The organism is Paenibacillus macquariensis, from assembly GCF_900156375.1.
GTDB lineage: Bacteria > Bacillota > Bacilli > Paenibacillales > Paenibacillaceae > Paenibacillus_AQ > Paenibacillus_AQ macquariensis.
The window spans coordinates 56,904-79,929 of sequence record NZ_FTNK01000017.1; the positions used below are offsets into that span (position 1 = coordinate 56,904).

At 39.4% G+C, this 23,026-nt stretch carries 26 protein-coding genes, 2 pseudogenes and 1 other annotated feature; of the genes and pseudogenes, 6 read left to right on the plus strand and 22 right to left on the minus strand.

Features of this window, described 5'->3' with window-relative positions; all coding sequences use genetic code 11:
- Nucleotides 1-28 precede the first annotated feature (28 nt).
- The 22 genes and pseudogenes from BW961_RS23165 to BW961_RS23265 all read right to left on the minus strand — a co-directional run bounded on the left by BW961_RS23165 (nt 29) and on the right by BW961_RS23265 (nt 14,720).
- Complete coding sequence (locus tag BW961_RS23165) at nt 29-556, minus strand: nucleoside/nucleotide kinase family protein (protein ID WP_244556035.1); 528 nt, start codon at nt 554-556, stop codon at nt 29-31.
- A gap of 72 nt (nt 557-628) precedes the next feature.
- Entirely contained in the window at nt 629-1,216 is a 588-nt protein-coding gene (locus tag BW961_RS23170) for an HAD family hydrolase (RefSeq protein WP_068592563.1), read from the minus strand.
- On the minus strand, nt 1,213-1,884 hold the full coding sequence (locus BW961_RS23175; protein ID WP_068592561.1) for an HAD family hydrolase: 672 nt from the start codon (nt 1,882-1,884) through the stop codon (nt 1,213-1,215). The genes BW961_RS23170 and BW961_RS23175 overlap by 4 nt, the downstream gene beginning before the upstream one ends.
- A 135-nt stretch (nt 1,885-2,019) precedes the next feature.
- Entirely contained in the window at nt 2,020-2,151 is a 132-nt protein-coding gene (locus tag BW961_RS31630) for a hypothetical protein (protein WP_280175221.1), read from the minus strand.
- Nucleotides 2,152-2,373: 222 nt separating this feature from the next.
- Complete coding sequence (pgsA, locus tag BW961_RS23180; RefSeq protein ID WP_068592559.1) at nt 2,374-2,967, minus strand: CDP-diacylglycerol--glycerol-3-phosphate 3-phosphatidyltransferase; 594 nt, start codon at nt 2,965-2,967, stop codon at nt 2,374-2,376.
- 86 nt (nt 2,968-3,053) lie between these two features.
- Nucleotides 3,054-3,767, minus strand: coding sequence for a metallophosphoesterase family protein (locus BW961_RS23185; RefSeq protein ID WP_068592557.1), 714 nt, complete (start codon nt 3,765-3,767; stop codon nt 3,054-3,056).
- A gap of 26 nt (nt 3,768-3,793) precedes the next feature.
- The gene (locus BW961_RS23190; protein ID WP_068592556.1) at nt 3,794-4,255 is read right to left on the minus strand and encodes a GNAT family N-acetyltransferase; all 462 of its coding nucleotides are present in this window, start codon (nt 4,253-4,255) and stop codon (nt 3,794-3,796) included.
- On the minus strand, nt 4,252-4,716 hold the full coding sequence (locus BW961_RS23195; protein WP_244556036.1) for a GNAT family N-acetyltransferase: 465 nt from the start codon (nt 4,714-4,716) through the stop codon (nt 4,252-4,254). The genes BW961_RS23190 and BW961_RS23195 overlap by 4 nt, the downstream gene beginning before the upstream one ends.
- A gap of 36 nt (nt 4,717-4,752) precedes the next feature.
- Nucleotides 4,753-5,196 (minus strand): nuclear transport factor 2-like protein, encoded by a 444-nt coding sequence (locus BW961_RS23200; RefSeq protein WP_068592554.1) that lies wholly within the window; start codon nt 5,194-5,196, stop codon nt 4,753-4,755.
- Nucleotides 5,162-5,545, minus strand: a complete 384-nt coding sequence (locus BW961_RS23205) for a hypothetical protein (RefSeq protein ID WP_068592553.1) — start codon at nt 5,543-5,545, stop codon at nt 5,162-5,164. The genes BW961_RS23200 and BW961_RS23205 overlap by 35 nt, the downstream gene beginning before the upstream one ends.
- Before the next feature lie 223 nt (nt 5,546-5,768).
- Nucleotides 5,769-6,209 (minus strand): copper amine oxidase N-terminal domain-containing protein, encoded by a 441-nt coding sequence (locus tag BW961_RS23210; RefSeq protein ID WP_068592548.1) that lies wholly within the window; start codon nt 6,207-6,209, stop codon nt 5,769-5,771.
- A gap of 34 nt (nt 6,210-6,243) precedes the next feature.
- Nucleotides 6,244-6,447, minus strand: a complete 204-nt coding sequence (locus tag BW961_RS23215) for a hypothetical protein (protein WP_068592546.1) — start codon at nt 6,445-6,447, stop codon at nt 6,244-6,246.
- Between the two features lie 185 nt (nt 6,448-6,632).
- Nucleotides 6,633-7,220 (minus strand): annotated as a pseudogene (locus tag BW961_RS23220) (winged helix-turn-helix domain-containing protein); the annotation flags it as partial.
- The gene (locus BW961_RS23225) at nt 7,208-8,533 is read right to left on the minus strand and encodes an MMPL family transporter (protein ID WP_068592544.1); all 1,326 of its coding nucleotides are present in this window, start codon (nt 8,531-8,533) and stop codon (nt 7,208-7,210) included. The gene BW961_RS23225 and the pseudogene BW961_RS23220, both read right to left, overlap by 13 nt.
- 173 nt (nt 8,534-8,706) lie before the next feature.
- Entirely contained in the window at nt 8,707-9,279 is a 573-nt protein-coding gene (locus tag BW961_RS23230; protein WP_156510182.1) for a hypothetical protein, read from the minus strand.
- Between the two features lie 173 nt (nt 9,280-9,452).
- On the minus strand, nt 9,453-10,181 hold the full coding sequence (locus BW961_RS23235; RefSeq protein WP_068592539.1) for a suppressor of fused domain protein: 729 nt from the start codon (nt 10,179-10,181) through the stop codon (nt 9,453-9,455).
- Nucleotides 10,182-10,381: 200 nt separating this feature from the next.
- The gene (locus BW961_RS23240; protein ID WP_068592537.1) at nt 10,382-10,690 is read right to left on the minus strand and encodes a hypothetical protein; all 309 of its coding nucleotides are present in this window, start codon (nt 10,688-10,690) and stop codon (nt 10,382-10,384) included.
- A 69-nt stretch (nt 10,691-10,759) separates the two neighbouring features.
- Nucleotides 10,760-10,978, minus strand: coding sequence for a helix-hairpin-helix domain-containing protein (locus BW961_RS23245; protein WP_068592536.1), 219 nt, complete (start codon nt 10,976-10,978; stop codon nt 10,760-10,762).
- 257 nt (nt 10,979-11,235) lie between these two features.
- Nucleotides 11,236-11,692 (minus strand): annotated as a pseudogene (locus tag BW961_RS23250) (VOC family protein).
- Between the two features lie 17 nt (nt 11,693-11,709).
- Nucleotides 11,710-12,360 (minus strand): Yip1 family protein, encoded by a 651-nt coding sequence (locus BW961_RS23255; protein ID WP_244556037.1) that lies wholly within the window; start codon nt 12,358-12,360, stop codon nt 11,710-11,712.
- Between the two features lie 421 nt (nt 12,361-12,781).
- Nucleotides 12,782-13,243, minus strand: coding sequence for a DIP1984 family protein (locus tag BW961_RS23260; protein ID WP_068592534.1), 462 nt, complete (start codon nt 13,241-13,243; stop codon nt 12,782-12,784).
- 13 nt (nt 13,244-13,256) lie between these two features.
- Nucleotides 13,257-14,720, minus strand: coding sequence for an amidase family protein (locus tag BW961_RS23265; protein ID WP_068592532.1), 1,464 nt, complete (start codon nt 14,718-14,720; stop codon nt 13,257-13,259).
- A 241-nt stretch (nt 14,721-14,961) separates the two neighbouring features.
- Nucleotides 14,962-15,190, plus strand: a binding site (T-box leader).
- A gap of 78 nt (nt 15,191-15,268) precedes the next feature.
- Here BW961_RS23265 and BW961_RS23270 point away from each other — a divergent pair.
- The 6 genes from BW961_RS23270 (at nt 15,269) to BW961_RS23295 (ending at nt 23,025) form a co-directional block, all read left to right on the plus strand.
- Nucleotides 15,269-16,630, plus strand: a complete 1,362-nt coding sequence (locus BW961_RS23270; protein WP_068592531.1) for a sodium-dependent transporter — start codon at nt 15,269-15,271, stop codon at nt 16,628-16,630.
- A 285-nt stretch (nt 16,631-16,915) separates the two neighbouring features.
- On the plus strand, nt 16,916-17,872 hold the full coding sequence (locus BW961_RS23275; protein WP_076577000.1) for an ABC transporter permease: 957 nt from the start codon (nt 16,916-16,918) through the stop codon (nt 17,870-17,872).
- A gap of 12 nt (nt 17,873-17,884) precedes the next feature.
- Entirely contained in the window at nt 17,885-18,814 is a 930-nt protein-coding gene (locus BW961_RS23280; RefSeq protein ID WP_068592527.1) for a carbohydrate ABC transporter permease, read from the plus strand.
- An 86-nt stretch (nt 18,815-18,900) separates the two neighbouring features.
- Nucleotides 18,901-20,385, plus strand: coding sequence for an ABC transporter substrate-binding protein (locus BW961_RS23285; RefSeq protein ID WP_068592524.1), 1,485 nt, complete (start codon nt 18,901-18,903; stop codon nt 20,383-20,385).
- A 140-nt stretch (nt 20,386-20,525) separates the two neighbouring features.
- On the plus strand, nt 20,526-22,289 hold the full coding sequence (locus BW961_RS23290; protein WP_068592523.1) for a sensor histidine kinase: 1,764 nt from the start codon (nt 20,526-20,528) through the stop codon (nt 22,287-22,289).
- The gene (locus BW961_RS23295; protein ID WP_068592521.1) at nt 22,264-23,025 is read left to right on the plus strand and encodes a response regulator transcription factor; all 762 of its coding nucleotides are present in this window, start codon (nt 22,264-22,266) and stop codon (nt 23,023-23,025) included. Before BW961_RS23290 ends, BW961_RS23295 begins: the two co-directional genes overlap by 26 nt.
- The last annotated feature ends 1 nt before the right edge of the window (nt 23,026 follow it).

Here is a 23,026-nt window from a genome sequence, read left to right on the forward strand (position 1 = left end):
GACTACCTCTTTTCAAATATTATGATCATTAGCAGACAATTGAAATAATTTCTTCTGCACTCTCATGAGGAGTCTTATCTTTGGTATAAATAATATGTTTAGCCAGTATGTAATTAGATTCATGCTCTACAAAATGAGTGTTGATGTCGAGGCTTTCTCTTTCATTTAGAATTCTTAGTGACTCAGCCTGATCTTGAGAAGGTAAAATTAAGAATATGTTCTTCTCATCATGTAATACATTCTCTACGATCGAGAATAGTCTTGGATCTTTATATACAGAATGTCCACCACCGAAATCAATGACATGATCTTTGTATTCTTGAAAAATCCTTACAACAGCATGCGCCTCGAATGGTTTCCAATACTTATATACACCATCAAAACCAAAGTTACTTCTAATGACTCCTTCTTTATCCTTGCTATATCCAAGTTCCTCATAAAATTTCCATCGCACATCATCCACACAACATCGAGGATATTCTAGTCTTGTGGATATGATATCTGCTAACGTTGATTTACCTGTTCCAATTGGGCCGATTAGAATTATATTGGACATGATTATCTCTCCCTTTTTTCAAATCCGAGAAATTCTAAGGTGCTCATCCGCTCACCAGATACATAATATCCTTCAATTGGAATACAACATTTGTTTTACTTGTTCCAGCCACTTACCCTCTATATCTGCGGTTAACGTATTCCAAGAGAGTTCCTTCGCAGGTTTCATATTCTTGTCCTGATCATCTATGTACATCACCTGTAACATAGGGTCCAATTTAGCATTAACGATTGTATAAATTTCAGGACGTGGTTTACACAATCCAACTGAACTTGATATTGTAATGCTCTTTAAATATGGCCATATTGGTTCTAACAAAGGCTCCAACCATTCTTGGCGATGATTACTAAGGAGATGAATGTCGGCTACTTCACTCCAACCAGGAATATAATCAAATGCTGGTAAGGTCCTCAGGTGTTTATACAACATGGATTGGGCTTCATGGGTTTCAATCGATGGACATTGTCTAATTATCCATTCCCAAAACTCTTCCTCACTTATCTTTCCCGTCCACAGTAACTCGCGTATTTCATGCTTAAATTGATTATGTAAGAACTCATAAGAAACGCCCGATAATGCAGACATCTCCACCCAATATGTTGGCGAAAGATTGGTTACGATGACTCCTGCAACATCCAGAACTAATTGATATTTAATCATATTTCTTGAGTTCCTAGGCCCGCAACAATATCTCTTATCTCACTTAACTCTTTAATCGTCCATGTATAATCCACAGGTGGATTATACATTTCATCTTTTTTCCAAATTGATCTCATACCCACATCAAGACTGGCTTCAATATCATTATTTGGGTGATCACCTACATATATGGACTCTTCCGGCTTCACGCCAAGCTCATTCACAGCCCTTAAGAATATTTCTGGATCCGGCTTTCTTATTCCTTCACGTTCTGATATCAGAATCACTTCAAAATAATGACTGATGTTAAAGGCTTGTATATTGTTATCCTGAAATTGCTCATACCCATTTGTGATCATACCCAATTTCAAATTCTTTTCTTGTAAAAAATCTAGCATTTCAACCATCCCAGCAAATCCAACACAATGCTTCTGAAAGCCTTCAACATAATCATCCAATAGGTCTTGCCAATCTAGCTTGACCTCAAATTCATGAATTAGAGATTGATAGACACGATCTTTCCACACGTAACCTCTCTGATCCAGATCAATAAATCGTTGAACCCACACGTCTTTCTCCACATGATGAAATGCATCGTAACGATCATATTGATGTTCAACGAAATTTTTTAATGAAAGATCGCGATCGAGTAAGGTACCATCTAGATCAAATATGATCGCTTGTAGCATGTTTCTCACCCTTTCATGTATGCATTTGTAATAACAATGTCTGATTAAGTGAGCCCGTACATACGGATACGATGTTTTTAACTTTATCGGTTTGTAGGAACCATGTTATAAATTCAACCGATAGATAAATCAATACTATTCTGGATTCGTAGGCGTCGGAACAGCTGGATTATTATCCCCACCCATTCTCCTTCTAGATGTCTCTCTTGTTCCAACTGCCGGTACATGCATTTCAGCTGCAAATCTACCTGGAATCACTTTCGCCATAGAAGTCACCGCTTTTATGATTCCATCTAACTCCCCCTATACAACATGACCCGACCACAGATAGTTCCTATCTTAGACCGGATCATGTGTTGTTTGACTATTTCATGAGAGTACTTTAGACATTCGGACAACCAGAAAACAATAAAAGTAGCGAAAACGCTTTGTTATAAGAATATTTTCTTCCTGATTTATGACCCAATAACTTAATAAGCCTCAAAGTAGTCATTTCATACTACCTAACCTAAGTGTTTTGAAATTCCTTATTATATAGTTGAATCCAGAGAACACGGTCAGACCAACAGCTATAAGCATAAGAAAATAATCAATTTTAATGCTAGTTAGCAAATCAAAAGGATAGTTATCTAATAAAATAGCTGCAATAGCAACCACTTGCATAACCATTTTTATTTTACCAAAGTGATCTGCCGCTAGGGCGATTCCTTGTTCGGATGCTATCATTCTTAGACTTGTAATGATGAACTCTCGACCGATGATAATAACCGCCATCCAAGAAGGAATCATTCCAGACTGGACCATCATAATTAAGGCAACCGATATCAATAACTTATCCGCTAATGGATCTAGCAATTTCCCCAAGTTAGTGATTTGATTGTACTTTCTTGCAATATAACCATCTAACTTGTCTGTTCCCGAAGCTACGATAAATACTACAATAGCAATGTTAATTCCGTATTGATTCATAAAGCTAAAGAAAGGACTCTCATCAGCCAGCCACTGGGGATATTGTGAAAAAGACAAAATAAATAAGGGTATTAAGCAAATCCGTGCAACGGTAATTTTATTCGCGAGATTCATCCTAGCTCCCCTTTCACTCCCCAAGAATACATAATGTTCTCGTCGCAAATATCCGAGAATTGCTTACTGTTTAGATATACCTGGCATCACTTCAAATTCTTAATATGTTCTGACTCATAAGATCCATCTTTATATATCAGACAATTCAACTGCAATCCATAAGCACATCCACCGTCTATCCCAATCTTATCTTGATTGAACCAGATGTCTGCAGATTGCTGAAGTTCAATCGTTCTGGTGTGTCCAAATATAACCGTCTTATCCGCAATTGACTTCGAGCGGTGGAATTCCGACTTAATATACATGAAATCATGCGTTGGCTGCTCTTTCCAATTCTTATATTGAGGATTTAGACCCGCGTGTACATATATATGCTCTTTATCCTCATGATATAAGGGTAACGATTCTAAAAAATCAATATGTGCAATAAAGTGGCTCCTGATGTAATCTATAGCTTCTTGAAATTGAGTATCATCCACTGAATCATTAATGAAATCACAATAGCTTTGAAGGGTTTGTAAGCCCCCATGTTCTAGAAACTTCGACTTTACCACCGAGTTATCAGTTCTTATTAGATCAACCAATCTCTGATCATGGTTACCACGTAAGGCAATCACATGATGGTTCTCCACCAAGTCTATGACTCTATCAACAGTTTCCCTGCTCTTGGGTCCTCTATCCACATAATCACCTAATACAATCAATTGATCCTTAGATGAGTGGTAATTTAGAACTTCCAACAATTCATTAAATGAATCACAACATCCATGAATATCACTGATCATTAGAACTCTTGTCATCGTTACCTCCTATATACAATAGAGAATCATACATTCAATTTCTTCTCATAACATACACTGGATTCACATGCTACATATTCTCCAAATCTATCTATTTGATAGTACCCATGCTTTCGATAAAATGATAAAGCCTCCGCTTGCGGTTCACCCGCTTCTAATTTAATACATGTATATCCCAATGTCTTAGCTCTATGCTCGAGCTCCATTAATATCTCATATGCAATGCCTCTATTTCTGAAATCTTGTTCCACGAAGAATCTCTTTAACTCCGTACTTTCCTTGTCTATCTCTCTGATTGCTCCACAACCAACTGGCATTTCATTTAAATATGCAACAATAAACGTAATGTCATTTACCTTGGGATCCGTGAAATCAACACCGAAGATTTCTTCTGTTGGGTATTTCTCTAGTAGATATTCATCTAGCTTCTTTATAAGGATGGATAAATCGGTATGACTGGATGATACCTCAACGATCTTAAGGGTCATATTCTTAGATCCTTACGATATATCTTGGTGAAGTCTCCGTTAGACTTCGGTGCTCTCTCTATGAAATCCCAACCAGATCTTTCATAATAATCATCATGCGTCGTAATTAAATATAACTCGTTATATCCTAACTTCTTCGCTTCTTCTATGACACGATGTTGTAGTTCTCTTGGTATCCCTTTACCTCTATGCTCTTCGCTAACATACAGGCATGCCAACCAAGGGGAAAGATCCTGTCTGCAGGATAGATCATTCATCCAAAAAGATACTGTGCCTACAGGTTCATCACCTTCTAGCGCCACAAATGTCATGGGTACACGATCTGTCTGGGAATTATGTAATACGGCATATTTAACATTCTCGATTGGTTTGTCACTACCCCACTGCTTCCAAATCCACTGACATACGGTTTCATAATATTCCATTCTATCTGCAAGATTAACAATTTGAATTCCCATCATACTTTCCTCTTTTCTTATTCTTTTATTCAATATTTTTTAAAATTGTACGGAAAGAGCCGCTTCTACTCTCCAGTCAGGAGGTTCTGAATTCTCCGCCCAGTATTCGTCGATTCTTATGATTCGTTCTTCCTCAAGTGTGAAAAATGAGGTCGTATAAAAACTTATATCCTGACCCACCACTTTAACGACAGTGATGATTAGATTATTAATAGACTCCAGTCTTTCAACAGTGATTCTCCATCTACCCGGATATATCCTGTTGGCCTCAATAAATTTGTCTGCTCCTTTAAATTCTTCCCGAGTGTTCCACCATCTTATGATGGCATTAGGTTGCAGTAGATTACCCGCTTCCTCGAACTCCGCTGCGTCAAATAACTGCCAGAAATGTCTTACGATTCTCTCATTAGATGTCATTGTTATAAATCTACCATCCTTTTTGGCTTTTTCAACATCCGATTTCCTCAGATATACCTGTATCATTATTAGTTTCCTGCGTTCTCTTCATTGTATTAATAGATAATACGTTAAATATAAGTAACAATAGTTCACAGCATATCTTCCATACAACAAATAACAATACAAAACATATGCTTCCTGCAATGACCCCAAGGGCACTATTATTGGTTGGTTGTCCTGTATAGAATCCATCGCCCGTATTTACTGACTTAATATAGGTATTTGTGATGGATATATATTGTCCAAAAACAGTAGACTCATATAAAACGCCTAACATGCCTAAATAATATAACCACGTGATCAGTGTCTTATATTTCATTTGGCCTAACATGAATATATCCTTGAGAATGTCCTGCTCATTCTTTTTATTCAATGTGTTCACCCTTTATTGGAATAATCATAATTTCCTTTTAAACAGTTTTTTGAATATAACAAGCAGACATATCGTCATTATGATCGGGAATACAAACAATATAATAATAAAAGCATATATATTCTCCGTTATTAATTGAGTAATATCCTGCATTGTTATCACCTCTTGTTTGATCTCTAAGCTATACCTTTATTTTATGGTTATTCGAATGATGTATTCATTGTTATTTTTCAACTTTCCCTTTCGTTATTACGCTTACCAAGTTAGTATGTTGATCCCACACTACCTTTGAATCAAATCCTTCAGCAACAGCCCTAAGGGGTACCCACGTTACTCCATCTTTGGCGAATGGGGGACTTTTCAATTTCAGAATTTCATCATTCTTCTTCATCGTAGTGCTACCAATGGTTAGATAAATCGTATACTCATTACTTTCAAGAATAATCAGATTTGGAGTCGAACCCACCAAGAATCCAAATTTCAGTCTGGAGTTCAAGGATTCTATGGGAACAAACACAGTATTACCAACTAGATTCGTTGAGAATTCAGACGTAACATCGGTCCCATTAAACACAATTTCTATAGTTGAATTTGCCATAGCTGTCAAAGACCATGTGAATAACACACTAACCATGAATAACAATGTAAAGACCTTTATCTTCATAGGAAGTTCTCCCCCTTAAAAATAATGATTTTATCTAATTCTTCTTAGTATCCATATCATCTGATTCTGATTCTATAAATTGTTCTAACTCTTCTTCAATCTCCTGATCAGTCATATTGAACTCATCTTCATCATTAATTCCTAATTTTTCTTTTATTCTCTGTAAATCTGAATGAATTTCTGCGGTTCTACTGTGTGTACTTATAACGATTCCAAAGATGATAGCTATGAGTATCAATCAACCCTTCCATTATACTCCATAAATTACAACGAACTCATTAGAAATTCATACAAAAAAACAAACCACTTTTTTATTTAAAAAAGCGATCTGTCATCAGCTACTTCCTTTAATTCATCTATTCAAAATAACATTTCGGTCCCCTCTCGATCGCACCATGGTTGTTAACTGCACAACGAACTGAATTACGCTATAAATCGATAGCCTACTCCCCAAATGGTCTCGATGTACTGCGGAGAGGACGGGTCCGCTTCTATCTTTTCTCTGATCTTCCCAATATGCACGGTAACGGTAGCAACATCTCCTGCAGCATCCATACCCCAGACTCTTTCAAAAATCATATCCTTACTTAATACTCTATCTAAATTAGCAGCTAGGTACGCTAGAAGTTCGAATTCCTTTGTTGTAAAAATGATCTCTTGTTCATTCAAAAGCACTCTTCGCGAAGCTTTATCTATGGTGAGACCACGAATAGTCATGCGATCCTGATTGCGAGTCACACCCCCAACCAAACGATCATAACGAGCTATGTGGGCTTTCACCCGAGCCACCATCTCACTCGGGCTAAAAGGCTTCGTCATATAATCGTCCGCTCCTAAACCCAGTCCACGGATGATATCGATATCCCCTTTCATAGCGGTGATCATCAGAATTGGGATATCTTTTTCCAGACGAATCTGACGGCAAATTTCGAATCCATCCACCTTAGGAAGCATAAGATCAAGAATGATTAAATCATAATCCTCTTTGATCGCTCGAGTCAGTCCCACATCTCGGATGCTTGTATCACGATCTGAATCGGGGACGGAAAACCTATACCAAATGCATCTTGAAGCGTATCTACTCCTTTACGAGCACCTGAATCCTCTGATAGCATCCTCACATCTGGTGTCGATGTCTCTAACTCTAAAGCTGGCAAGGCTAGTAAGCCTAATATGATGACTGAACCGATTAAATACAGCACAGGTCGCTTCATCACGCGATGGGACATGTTGTACCAGCCTTTGGATTTCTTAGATAACAGACGTTTAGGAATTGATAAAGCATTTACTTTGTTACCTAAGATAGACATCACCGCTGGTAGTAGGCTCATACTCGTTAACAGTAAGAACAAGACAACGACAATGATCCCTAAGGCCATAGATCTAACTGCTGCAATTTGAACAAACAAGAGCGCTGACATGGCTCCCATAATCGTCAGACTGGAGAATAGAATCGCATGACCCGCTGTATACATGGTTGTAGAAATGACCTTTTTTATATTCAAAGGTGAGGTCAGTAGCTCCTCTCTGAACCTTGATACAAATATAAGTGCAAAGTCGATACCGACCCCGATACCAATCATCATAGCTGAATCGAGAATGAAGACGGATAGTTCTGTTTCTTTCGCGATGAAGGACAACACACCCATGGTGATCGCAATAGAGAAGCCTGCTAATAGCAATGGCATTATCGAGGACACGACTGATCTAAATACCAATAGCAATACCAAAATAACGATTGGAATAGCATACAGATGCGCTGTAGCCAGTCCTGCCTGACACGCCGCATTCACCTCACCCCATAATGCAGGAGCCCCTAATATGGTCACATCCACGTCATGAGATTGCATTTTAGCAGATACTCTCTCTTGAATTTCGGGTAGCACCTTCTGTGCAAAACCTTCGTCAATGTTCATCTCGATAAACCCGATGGTGACATTTCCTTGCTCATTCTGGAACTGAGCCTTCATTTCCTCTGGTGCATCTAGCCATGTATAAACACTCTCAATCGCTTCTTCTTTCATTAGTAATTCCTTGATCGCTGTTACCCGTTCCGAATAGGCTACTGAGCCGACTTTATTATTGGTATCTTGTATGACAAACGACATCGACGTCGTACTTCTCGATTCAAATTTCTCGGAAATCGCGTGATAGGCATTATAGGAACCTGAGCCAGGAACTCCCCATCCACCACCCGTTAATAGTGGTTCTAACTGACCCGAATATATACCTCCAAATACCACTGCAATAACGAGCCACACACACACGATGATCCATCGGAATCTAACAACTGATCTTCCCCAGCCTTCTAATAGCCATTTCACTATCAACAACTCCCTTCCCTAGGGTGAGTCCCCTAAAGATATTGTAGTTGTCAGGTGTATTCTGCCTCTAAAGAAAGTATAAAAACTTTCTAAACAAGGGTTAAAAAACACAAAAAAACAGACTGCTCATTCGAGTAATCTGTCTTCAGATGCTTCCCCTTGTATACTCTCAATCATTTAAAAATGAGCTCTTTCATATATCGCATGGATGTGTATATTAAAATAAGTCCCATAATCAAACATGTAGCAATCAAAATATAATTAATGACTAACAAAGGTCCTGCATACCGTGCAAGTGTAGTCCCTTTCAACACAATGGATCCGGATTGTAAAGTAATTAAGTTCACTATAATAAATACGCTATTTATCCATATAACTCGATACAATGGCTTTTTTGCGTGTTTAAGAATATATTTTCGACGCTCATATTTATCCCTCAGACCACCATGAGTAAGTCCTTTTATGTAATGTTCCCATCTGAAAGCTCCCAGACTTGCAACTAATGCTGCAATAGATAAGGTGAATGTTATGTTCACTTGTACAAATGTCTGGATAAACGTATTTATATCCACTTTGCTTATTATTTGTATAGTAAAAAAGCTACCTGAAATTAGGGCTGAAACTACACATATGCCTAATTCAAAATAATGACGTTCACTTTGTTTTTCATTATTAATTTTACTTTTAACGTTACTTTTAATTTCACTTTCATGTTTACTCTTTATAGTCTCTGAACGTGGTTGCATGTCACACCTCTGCATATTGCTCTCTTGGATTTGGTATAGCTTGTTGTGTTCGGCTAACCACTCTATTATACTCCATAATATCCCATGATATTGTAAGAAATTCATACAACAATAAAGACAGACTGCTCGTTAGAACAATCTGTCTTTATGTTATGTTACTTGGCCCCTCCCTTTTAAAACTTCCAAAAGGACGTCTTACATACGCTCTTTCTCTTCAGATCCACTATCTCATTGACTCCAGCTTGTTCTAATTTTTCAATGAGAGCATCGGCTCCCTTCTTCAATTTAAAATCCATTTCTTTCGTATAAATAGGAATCAGACTAAAGAAATGTATTCTATTACCGTTAGCTAATTCTAAAGTGAAAAAGCCGTTGGCATCATCCACTGTTGTAGGAATGGATAGGATCATTCCAGAGAACTCCGTGTTTGGAGCGAATGGTTGCGCTGGATCTCCATTAGGAATCGTATGTGCGTGGTATAGCCAAGTTTGATACTCATGTGGAAATCTTGCTAGCTTCTTCAACCAAAGGATAGGCCAATAATTCTCGTCTTGCTTAAATGCTTCATCCGACATCTTCCACTCACTAGGTAGACATATGACTAATTCAGCAAATCTGAAGTTATCAGCACCCTCAGGGACCGTCATTGGTAAATTACTCATGCCACATGTAACTAATGTATAATAGTTTTTTCCCTTCGTTGGCTTCACTATAATAATATCTAAATGCACAAGATCAGATATGATCTCATGATAGACACCATCAATTTCCCCTATGTATTTCTCAACATGCTCTGAAATAACCTTAATAGCTTCGTCGTTTCCGGATGCAAGTGTGAAGTCCTCTTTTCTTTCCTCATACCGAAAAATGGCTTCTCCTGATGGAGCTAGTTCCTTGTTCATAGGGCCTCCTATTTGATACTTATTTTTCTACACCTCCAACTTTATTCGCTATTCGTGACCCATTATCCTCCAAAAAACACAACAACAAACAACATGATAAGACAAAAAAATACAGAGTGCTCGTAAAAGCAATCTGTATTTCCACACGCTCGTAGCACTCACAAAGCACTACTTTAATTAGAAGCGAGAGTGATAATTACTCATTCATTTTCTTTATTAGAATCAGGATCGGGCTCATTCCAACTCCTATTCCAATTGCTTTTAACTTGTGCCATGTTAGCCTTTAATGACTCCCCGAACTCGGAGATGATCAAGTAAATAATTCCAATAATCAAAGACAACACACTTAAGATCAATGGCCCACTTCCCACCGAATCCAACATAGCTTGAAATAGAGATTCATTCCATGCGGATGCGTTAGATCCAAAGATCGCTGCACTAATATATCGAATGCCATACAAGAAAGCGCCAATACTAATAAAGATCATCCCTGCTGCTCTTCTATTCATTAATCGCATTCCTCCTACTCGTACCTTGTTAAGCTCACGTTTCGGCTAATCTTCCAGATCACAAATTCGTTATTTATCAGAGAAAGTTAGACCTTTAACCTCTAATGCGAGACGAAGTTGCTTTATTGCGTTCGGACCTATGCCATGTAGTTCCCTAAGTTCCTTCTCGCTAAGCTTCGCGACCTGCTCCAATCTCGAGAGACCATGATTAGCAAGTGCACGTAGCGCTGGTTTAGCCAAACCTTTTGGCAAATCATTCTCTTGTGTATTGTTTGGATTCAAATCCATGATTGGTTCCCTCCCTATCAAGACCTATATGAATTATATATGGGAATTTATGTTATATGAGCATCTAGTTGAAGCGGCTGAAGGTAAATATGCCAAAGTATAAAAGAACCCAAGCATGCCATATTTCTTTATAGTATCTACTAAATAATGACCCGACCTAAGCATAAGTAGGGTCATATATTGTCGTCTTCAAGCATTAACAGGAGCTAATTGGTGAGCTAAGCTTCTATTAAATTATACTAATTCTTAATTTCTCTTCACTTATTACTTTTAGTTAGTTCGTTCCATTCACTTAAGTAAGGTATATATCCAATATCCTGTGGTTCGTCTTGTAGCCAAGAAATGAACTCCAATTCATTTCCATCAGGATCATTGAAATAAACAGCAGCTGCAGGCATCCAAGTATGAACGACTGGCTCATTAGCCTCTTTACCCACTGAGTTTAATGGTTGTATACCCCGCTCCGCAAGCCAGTCCATAGCTTTTCATCAGATCAGATAGATCAACACCAAAAGCGAAGTGCCGTTTACTTACTTCAGCTCCGGTCGGAACTTCTCGTATCCCTAAAAGCTGTCTGTCTTTCCCAATGTTGAAGAAAGCCATTTTTCTTTCACTCTTTAATAACGCCAGCTCTAATCCCAACTTCTCAAAGAATGCAATCGAGGTATTGAGATCCTTAACTTGTAACTGAGTCTCGTATAGATTATTAATCATCTTAAATGTTACCCCTCTCAAATCGCATTTAAAATAACTAGGAATATAAACACAATTACGAGTGATATTATCAACGGTAATATCACCGTTAACAAAGCCTTCCAAGCAGAAAACCTATGTGCCTCTCCAAGGCACTTTAAGTAAATAAAAATTCCCCAAATACCTATAATAAAATCAATTACTTCAACAATTAAATATGTAATTAGTAAACCGTCACTACTATCCATCCTTGGAGTATCTGAAGTAAAGTTTTCTGTTCCAAACAAGATAAGAGATGGTATCCAAATTAGTAGTTTTAATATAGTTGGAATGTATGCATAAGCCAATGACAAACGAACATCACGATATGAACCAGTTCCACCTAATAATGAACCTACCCAGTAGAACAATCCCCCTATTAAAAAATAATAAATAATTGCTCCAATAATTGTAGCGCATATTATTGTTATAAATAGCGTATCTAACGGCATTGAATCAGCCATACTGTCTGAAGCTGCTTTATTCATAGCGAAGATAAACCCACCTAGTAGCAGAAGTAATATTACTACGCCTGTATTTGTTGGTTTATTAATAATATGCCTCATCATCTCTCTTGGTCTTATCCAGATCTTAAGCCAATCCATCCATTGATTACTTCCATAAGCATCTTTTACTTCTTGTACTTGCATGATTAGCCTCCTATGTATCTAAACTACTACTTGCAAATGGATTTAGACATCCTTGAATAACTTATCACATTTATGTAACTTAATGACATCACATGTATTGAGATACAACAACAAGACCCGATCTGAGATAGCACATCTATCGGAGGTCGGGTCATATATTGTCTAAATCATTTTTTGAACAACCATAAGAATGATCTACTTTTGAGCATGAACCACAAGTCCCCGAACCCACCCTCACCCTAATCCATAAATCAGTACATGGTAGTTACAATAATGAATACTCCCTAATTGCATGCTGTCGCACTCTTGTTACAATACTGGGCTAATTAGTTATTGCCTAGATATGGCCCTGCATCCTTTTAGTCCAACTACCCGTTGGCGGGTTGTACTCACCTTTATTGACTAGGGTTACCAACTTGGTTTAATTCTCTATTAAGTCAATCGTCCAATTCTTTTCTTGTATTCTGAAATCAAGTTCTCGGTAATTCTTAGACAGTTCATCTACTTGCTTCTGGAGGTCATTCACGTTTACTGTTCTATAGAACTTCACTTCAGAACGACTGAATCGATCCTGCTTAATAGAGGCGATTTCAAGTAATTCATTTAATATTTTTCTCTTTTGCATATAATGATCACGTTCAGCAAGCGCATCTGAAATGCTTCTGGTTGAATCGAATGGAATGGCTGAATTCGTCTTATTGATTCTTTTTATCCAACCTGTTAATTCTTCTAGACTTCTATTCAATTCTGCCAAAAGAACACCAGGATCCTCGCCAGGTTCTTCACCTTCTTGTACCTTTACAACTCTCTCTAGTCTTTGTTTCAGCTGCGCTACTTTCCGTTGGCTATCTGCTCTTAGAACCAATGCTTCTGCAAGTTTCATAACTTTCCCTCCTCTAACCCACATCAGGTGGATAACGATAATTCGTTGCCTGTTCGAAGCCGTATGCTATTTGGATTAACGTAGGTTCACTAAATGCTTTGCCGGAAAATACGACGCCAAAAGGACCCTTAGTCGAATCACCATCGGAGTCAACGACTCCTGTTGTTGAATACCCTGCTGGAACCGTAATCAACGGATATCCCAACCGTGCTGCAATAAACATCCCATCCACATCTCCAGGTAACATTAATGCATCTAACCCATGTTGTTCTAACACATAATCTATACCCTTTGTAAGTGCTAGCGCATCATATTCTTGCTTCTTCTGACGATACTCTTGCTCAGTCAATGTTGATGCTGCTGACCTAATCAGCGTATCCTGCCCATATTTCAAAGCAACCTCGGCATGGTTCTCATTATATTCGATTAATTCCTGCAACGAGTGTACTGGTACGGAATCAGATAATTGTGATAAATACTGATCGAGACCTTTTTTAAATTCATAACAGATCACGTCATTGTTCCAATCATTGTGTTCTATGTGAAGACTAACGGGATCTACAATCGTAGCGCCTGCATTCCTCAATGTCAGTATCGCTGCTTCCATAATAGCCAGTCTTTCTTCATCTAAGTGCTTATAATAATGTCTAGGAATACCTATTCTTGCTTGTCGTATATAGTCAGCATCTAAGAATGAGGTATAGTCACCATAAGAACAGCCTTCGCTCGAACGTGTCGCATCATCTTTGTCGTCAATGCCCGTTAATGCTCCTAAGATAATAGCCGCATCCGTAACGGTCCTAACGATCGGTCCCGGCGTATCTTGGCTCACTGAAATAGGTATTACGCCTGCTCGGCTAACAAGTCCAACCGTCGGTTTGATACCTACGAGGAAACTTTGACATGCAGGACCCACAATAGATCCAGCTGTTTCCGTACCTATTGCTACCGCTGCAAAATTTGAAGCTACAGCTGCCGCAGATCCAGAACTAGAACCACTAATGAATATCTCGCCTGGCCCATAGGGGTTTAGCACGAGTCCTCCTCGTGAACTGTAGCCCGCTGGCATCCTACTCGACATGAAATTCGACCATTCGGACATATTCGCAACCGCACCCGCTAACCGAAGCTTAGACGCTACGAATGAATCCGTTGCAGCAAAGGAATCGGCTAAAGCCACTGAACCCGCACTCGTATGCATGTTATCGCCTGTGTCCAAATTATCTTTCAATAGCATCGGAATACCATGTAGCTTCCCACGACTTCCCGTTTCTTGGCGTTCTTTATCTAAATCCCTCGCAATTTGAATCGCATCTGGATTGATTTCTAATATTGAATTAATGTCTGCGTCGTACTTATGTATTCTGTCTACGTATATTCGTACTAATTCTTCCGAGCTCATGGCACCTGATTCCATAGCCACTTGCATGCTCATAATATCTGCTTCTACAATCCATCCTTGGAGATTAATATACACTCAAGTCACTCCTTTGGGTAAATATGGTTTTTAACATTCTTAACTAACTTACCATACTTATTTATTGCAATGACATGGAAAGATTGATTATAACGATATTAGGCTAACACTTTTTCTGAAATAACCCACATTCCTGACGCTCAATCGGATCTATGCTACTAATATTATATTAAACTGTGATTAAAGAGCTTGACCTCTAAGGTGCTAGCATACTATAATTTCGTTTATTATTATGAATATGCAATGAGCGACGACAAGAACATTATTAAGCCGGTCTCCCTGTGAACAGAGAATCAGTGGTTGGTGCAAACTGATACAAAGATTAGGTGAATTTCATTCTTCGAGCTTTTTTTATACTGTATCTTAAATGAAATTAGTATAGAAACGGATTAAACCGTTATTTTAACCAAGTGGGAAACACGTATTGTTTCCAATTAGGGTGGTACCGCGTGAATAGCCACGTCCCTATCGTTAAAGATAGAGATGTGGCTTTTTTTGTCTTTTACATTATATAGAAGACATAATAAATATAGATTGGATTGATTTGTGTGCAGACATCAGAGCAATGGTCATCGAAAATCGGTTTTATTTTATCAGCAGCAGGTTCAGCAATAGGGGTAGGCGCAATATGGAAGCTTCCTTACGTAACGGGTATCAGTGGGGGCGGTGCATTCTTTCTTCTATTTATCATGTTCTCTTTATTTATGGGTTTCCCCTTGTTATTAGCAGAGTTCATTATTGGTAGAAGCACGCAAAAAGAAGCCATTAGCGCTTATCGTAGTCTAGCTCCTAATACGCATTGGCATTGGATCGGTAAGTTAGGGGTATTCACCTGTTTCCTATTATTATCTTTCTATAGTGTCATTGGTGGTTGGATCGTTATCTATTTCGTAAAAGGATTGTTCGGACGAATCATTAGTGAGGGCGCAGATTATGGATCTGTCTTTAACCTGACGATAGGCAATCCTATCTTGGTTATTGGAGCTCAATTCGTATTTCTGGCTGTTACCGTATTAGTGGTGGCTAAAGGGATTCAGAATGGCATTGAAAAAGTCAGTAAAATCTTAATGCCCACGTTATTCGTCCTATTCATCGTTCTAATCATTCGCTCACTGACACTCGATAACGCGATGGAAGGTGTGAAATTCTTTCTAGCACCTGATTTCTCGCGTATCACATCTCAGAATATTCTGTATGCGATGGGTCAAGCTTTCTTCGCCCTAAGTGTCGGAGTATCCGTGATGGTTACCTATAGTTCATATCTTTCCAAAAAAGAAAGCTTAATTCAACCGGCCATTTCAATCGTTGCCATGAATTTATTGATCGCATTATTGGCAGGATTAGCAATCTTCCCAGCTGTATTCTCACTAGGTCTAGAACCCGCTGAAGGACCTGGGTTGTTGTTCGTTGTATTGCCTGCTGTGTTTGATCAGATTATATTTGGAGAAGTGTTCTTATTCGGTTTCTTAGCATTATTCCTCTTTGCCACATTAACTTCGGCTTTCTCGATGTTAGAAATCATTGTAGCCTCAACCGTTAAAGGACAAGAGGGAAAGAGAAAGAAACATGCATATATTGTTGGTATTCTAATCTTTGCGGTGGGAATTCCCTCTGCATTATCCTATAGTGTCTTTAGTGACATTCTAATCTTCTCGAAGAATCTATTTGATTCAGCCGATTATTTAGTTAGTAATATACTAATGCCACTCGGCGTGTTGTTAATCTCTATCTTCGTACCCCTTAAGATTAAGAAAAGCACTTTGCGAGAGGAGCTATTACAGCATTCTCGGTTAGGGGCTACTGCGTTTAATATATGGTTTTTCATTATGAGGTTCGTGATTCCGTTAGTTATTATTATTGTGTTTCTTGATATTACGGGGATATTGGATAGGATTATTGCGGTTTTTTAGGATGGAAGCTGGAACCACTGAGCATTTGAGATTTGAGTGATTATTACGAGGGAAATGAAAAGTGCTGGGAGTTAGCAGAGAATCTGCTTAGCTTCCAGCACTTTTTTATGAAAAACGGAGAGGCTTAAGTCGCTTTTTCCGTTTTTTTGTGAACATAGTATTTCAAATCTAACGTTTGTTGACTATAGTATCAAGTTTGTTGTCTAGATGCATCTAATGCTTCTCTTATACAATGAACTTAACAAGTGTAATTCAAGCGAAAAATAACCCGAAGGAGTGACAGACATGAGCTCTAAAGGCAAACAAAAAGAAAAGCGAAAGCGCTTACTTTTTCGTTGGCACAAGCAGGATACGGAACTAACCATCTTGGCATTGCCGACGACGATTTGGTACATACTGTTTTGTTTCTTGCCTATGTTCGGGGCCATTATTGCCTTCAAAAATTTCAGAATTAGTGGTGGCTTCTTGAGTAATGTGTTTAACAGTCCATGGGTAGGCTTCAAAAACTTCGAGTTCTTATTCAAGTCGAATGACGCTTGGATTATTATTCGAAATACCATTGGCTACAATATTATTTTTATTGTTCTAGGCATTGTGCTGCCCGTTCTATTCGCTATTATGATCGGTCTACTCCACAGCCGCAGAGCAAGTAAAGTCTATCAGACAATGATGTTCCTACCCTACTTCTTATCTTGGGTTGTCGTATCTGCTGTAGGCTGGGCGTTTCTAAGTTTTGATAAAGGGATTGTCAATCAAATGCTCGTCAGTATGGGCAGCGATCCTATTAACTGGTATATGGCGCCGGAATACTGGCCATACTTTCTGATTTTCTTAAATATCTGGAAAGGATTGGGCTATGGTATGGTCATTTATCTGGCAACCATCACAAGCCTTGACAGCACATATTATGAAGCAGCTGTTATTGATGGCGCTTCGATTTGGCAGCAGACGAGATTTATTACATTACCAATGCTCAAACTAGTTATCGTCATGATGTTCATTTTGGCAGTTGGACGCATATTCTATACCGATTTTGGCTTGTTCTATCAGGTCACGCGAGATTCCAATTCTCTGTTCAACGTGTCTACCACCATCGATGTCATGGTTTTTAAACAACTGAAAAGCGCTACGGTAGGGATGGCATCTGCTGCCGCATTCGTACAGTCCTTTCTGGGTTGTGCAACGATTCTAACCGCTAACTGGATTGTTCGCAAAATTGATCCTGATAGCGCGATGATGTAAGGAGGTAAGAATATGACAACGCGTACTACTTACGACTCGGGCCTTGAGAAATTTAACCGTACAAACAACGTCGTGAACATCTTTTTCAACCTGATTTTCATCCTCTTGGCGCTGGTCTGTGTCATACCTGTAATTGTTGTTCTATCCATTTCATTTTCCAGTGAGGCTTCCATACGTGAGACAGGATACCATCTATTGCCGATTGCTTACTCAGGAGAGGCTTACATCTATATTGTCAAGCAGGGAACGATGATTCTGCGGGCGTTCGGCGTATCCGCACTCGTTACAGTGGTTGGTACTGTGCTCGGTGTATTCCTAACTACCTCCATGGGCTATGTAATTTCTCGCCCAACATACAAGCTGAAGGGCTTTCTGACCTGGGTGGTATTCATCCCAATGGTATTCAATGGCGGTTTGGTATCCAGTTACTTCATTAATTCAAATTTATTAGGACTAAAGGACAGCATCTGGGCACTTATTCTACCGCTGGCTGTCTCGTCGTTCAACGTCATCATTTGTAAAACCTTCTTCAGAAGTACGATTCCCGATGGACTGATTGAATCTGCTGAAATAGATGGCGCGAGCCAGCTACGAATCTTTTTCTCAATCATTCTACCGATCTCCTTGCCGGTAATTGCAACAATTGGACTGTTTCTCTGCTTCGCTTACTGGAATGACTGGTTCCAATCGATGCTTTATATCGACAACCAGAACCTATATTCTCTGCAAGCACTACTTAACAGCTTAATGAGCAATGTAGATGCACTCGCCAAAAATGCCGCAAGTATGGGCGTTAGCTACGCAGTACTCGTCGCAACGATGCCGAAGGAATCTGCCCGCATGGCTGTAGCCATTCTCATTGTTCTGCCTGTGGCTTTCGCCTACCCTTTCTTCCAGAAGTACTTTATTTCTGGACTAACGGTCGGCGCTGTCAAAGGATAATGACGAAATAAGCCAAGCAAGCTTGGTTTATGATAGATCACTGTATGAATCGTACGATCATGTAATTTCAAAAAGGGGGAAATGCAATGAAGAAATCTTGGAAGTTCATCTCTACACTTTGTGCTCTAACACTAATGGTGACTGCCTGTAGCGGATCGAAGACTGCCACTACAACAGATGGATCTACGACGACAACAGACACACCAAAGGAGGCCACAACAACCAGTAAGGATATTCCTACTTTGGTCTGGTGGACCATCGGTGGCCAAGTGCCTAATAACTTCGGCAAAGCTGTTGATGCCATGAATGCATACACGGCTGAGAAGATTGGTGTGAAAATTGACATCAAGGTAGCTAGCTGGGGTGAATGGGACACAAAAATAAACACCATCGTGAATACTGGCGAACCATTCGACATTATGTTCACGAACAGCGGTAAATACAGCAAGCAAGTGGCTATGGGTGCTCTGGCCGATATCTCTGATCTGGTTCAAAGTGAAACCCCTGACTTATACAAAACTATTCCTGAAAAGGTATGGGAAGGCACAAAGATTGACGGCAAGTATTATTCCGTTCCGACCTATAAGGATTCAGCACTAACGCAGTATTGGGTATTCGATGATAAATATGTGCAGAAGTACAATATCGATATCAACAGTATCAAAACACTGCAGGATCTTGATAAGCCTCTGCACGCTATGAAGGCTGAAGGCAAGAACTTCTACCCAATGCCAATGACGCAAGGTGATGGCTTAAGTGGTTTCTTTAACGAATATGACGATTTAACACTAGGCTTCCCTCCAGTTGGTGTAAAAGCTGACGATACATCACGTACTGTTGTCTCTGTACTCGAGCAGCCTGATATTCTGAACAATCTAAAACTCCTTCATGGTTGGTATAAAGAGGGCCTCATTAACCCCGATGCTCCGACTAAAACCGAGAAAGACAAAGGCCAACCATTCTTTTCAGCTCAGGCATTTCCTGGTGCAGAAGTAAGCTGGCAAATCAATGATGCTGTTCAAAAGTATACTATGTTCCAGCACTTTGGACCTATTTATACAACGAGTACAATCCAAGGCTCCCTTAACGCCATTTCTGCGAATTCGAAATATAAGAAGGAAGCATTGAAATACCTCGAGTTAGTCAACACAGATCCAAAGCTACGCAATATGCTCGCATTCGGTGAGTTAGGCGTAGACTACAAGAATGTCGATGGTGAAAAGGTAATCGAGCGTACTTCTGATACTTGGCCGCTGGCTGCCTACACACAAGGTACCTTCTTTAATCTAGCGGTTACAAAAGGTGCTCCTGAAGATCAATGGGAACAGGTGAAAAAGCTGAATGATGCAGCGACATCATCCACTACACTAGGTTTCGCACTGGACATTGCCAGTCTTCAGACCGAAGTGGCGAATTGCCAAGCTGTATGGGATAAATACAAATATGAGGTAATTACAGGCGCATCCGATCCGGAGAAAATGGTTCCGAAGATTGTAGCCGAATTAAAGTCTGCTGGTATGGACACGATTATGAAGGCCGCTCAAGAGCAAATTAATAATTACTTCAAGTAAAATTACATTCATGCGCATCCCTTATGGAGACATTCTATATGGGATGCTTTTTTTTGCTATCTATGAAGCTTTGCATAAATCTGGTAAAGTAGTGTGGTAAGCGCTTACTTAAAGGCGAATTACTGTAATTGAGGTGTCGGATGAGCTCTTTTTTACAAATCAAAATTTATCGTCACAAGTTTATTGCCTATGTCGTCTTCGTTATGACTATTGGACTCACGCTTGGTATTCTGACTTGTGCAATGTTGCTGAATCAATGGGTCGGTGATGCCCGTATTGAGGCTGCTAATGCTTTCACTGGTGTAGAAAATGAGCTGCAGTATGATGCTGACCGTATTGAGGCTTACATGCAGCGTATATACTCCAATCATAGTCTGATGGATGATACTCGTAGCTTTCTAAGCAGCAGTGTTGAAGGTTACTTAACCAGTAGACTGCATAATAGCCAATTCTCACAGCCGCTGATCTCTTTTCCAGAAGATATAAAAACCTACCTATACAGCTGGGCGCAAGGTGAAATTACACAGATTAGTCTACATACCAATCAGTATGGCAATGCTGTACGCTTTACCGATAACGGAATTGAAAGTTTCATGTTCGGTCTTCCAAATACAGATGAAGCTTTTAACGATACAATTCTAAAGGGATTCGTATATCGTAAGAAACTATCGGATGGAGCACTGGGATCTCAAGAACTCGGGGAGCTACGATTCTTGGTTAGCAGTGATCAAATCTTTAAATCTATACAAAATTATCGATTTGGTAAGGCTGCTGCAGTCAGTCCTTCCGGTGACATATACCTTATCGGTAATGGACAGGACCAAGACTCGAAGGAACTATTCCGTCTGGCGACGGCTAATGGACGTAGTCATGGTTATATTTCGAAGGGTCTTTTTAAGCCTATATTTTTTGTAACCTTTCCATCCACCAAGTTCAATTTCAAATTCGTTAGCATCATTGATTTATCTATGCTGATTCGTCAGCATGCCAGGATGCTCCTCACCATCTTTCTGATCATATTAACGACCATGATTAGCGTACTACTGCTCATTGTATACAATATGCGGGATGACGCCCGCTTCCTGCACCGCATTATTCAATCGATTGGACGCGTGAAAACAGCCAATTTCACACCTAATCGCCCTGCCCGTTATCGTCGAAATGAATATGGTATGATCGCAAGGGAATTAGACGATATGATTCAGCAGTTAGATAAGCATATACGTAACGAATATTTGCTTAAGCTGAAACAGCAAGAAACCGAAATGAAAGCACTTCAGAATCAAATTAATCCTCATTTTCTTTACAATACGTTAGAGGTTATCCGCTCCACTGCTCTTGTTAACCAGGACAGAGACACAGCTGATGCAATTGCTACCTTAGGGGCTCTCTATCGTGAAATTGTCAAAAAGGAGAATATCATTTCGATTGCAAGTGAGCTAGAATTGCTGCAAAAGTACTTAGAGATTATGGAGTTTAAGTATCCGGAGCGTTTTTATTATCAAGTCAATGTAGAGCCGACGTTACTCTCCATCCCTACCGTGAAATTCTGGATGCAGCCTTTGGCTGAGAATTTTTTCATCCATGGCTTTAATGCTAATCATGAGTTTAATCTATATGTAGTTAATGGCTGGGAAGCTGAAGACCACTATGTATTAGAATTCATGGATAATGGGCGTGGTATTCATTCAGAGCGTTTAAAAACAGTTCGAAGCACACTGTCCAACAATGATGATACTTCATCCAAGAGTATCGGTTTACGAAACGTAAACACGCGACTTCATTTCTTCTACGGAAACAGCTATTCAATGGAGATTGAGAATAATGAGGAAGCTGGAGTAAAAATTACTGTATGGATTTCAAAAGAGGTGACTGAGAATGTACAAACTGCTGATTATGGATGACGAACCTCAGATTTTGGAGGGGATGAAGCGAATCCTGGACTGGGAACAATACGGGTTTAGTCAGATCGAAACCTGTGAATCTACGGAGGTAGCCATATCCAAGGTTGTAGAACTGCTACCAGATATCGCAATTTTTGATGTCTGTGTTGGCAATAATCTTAGCTACGAAGCTATCCACAAACTCAACGAGCTCCATATCTCTACGAAATATGTTATTATGAGCGGCTATAGTGAATTCAAGTATGCCCAAGAAGCCCTTCGTTGTGGTGTCAAAGACTATCTACTCAAGCCTGTAGAACGCACAAAGCTACAGCAAGTTATTGAGAAGATTATTGTTGAAGATCTGGGTGGGACGATAGGTGATATTAGCAGTGAGCGTTTGAACAAGGATCCGGTACTGGGTGTTAGCTATGACAGCTTATCCAAACTGGTCAACCGCATCCTACTGATGATCAAAACGGAGTCTACTCAGAATATTACCTTGAAATCTGTGGCAGAGCGCTTCCAAATGAACAGTACCTACCTTGGACAATTATTTCTTAAGGAAACCAAAATGAAATTCTCCGAATACCTTATGGCTCATCGAATGCTCCTTGCACAAGAACGAATTCAATCGACTCGTGAGAAGATTTCTTATATCGCGTTATCCGTAGGCTACAACAATCTCAATTATTTCTATACACACTTTCATAGCTTCTTCGGTAAATCCCCCTCTGATCTTCGGGAAAAAAATTAAC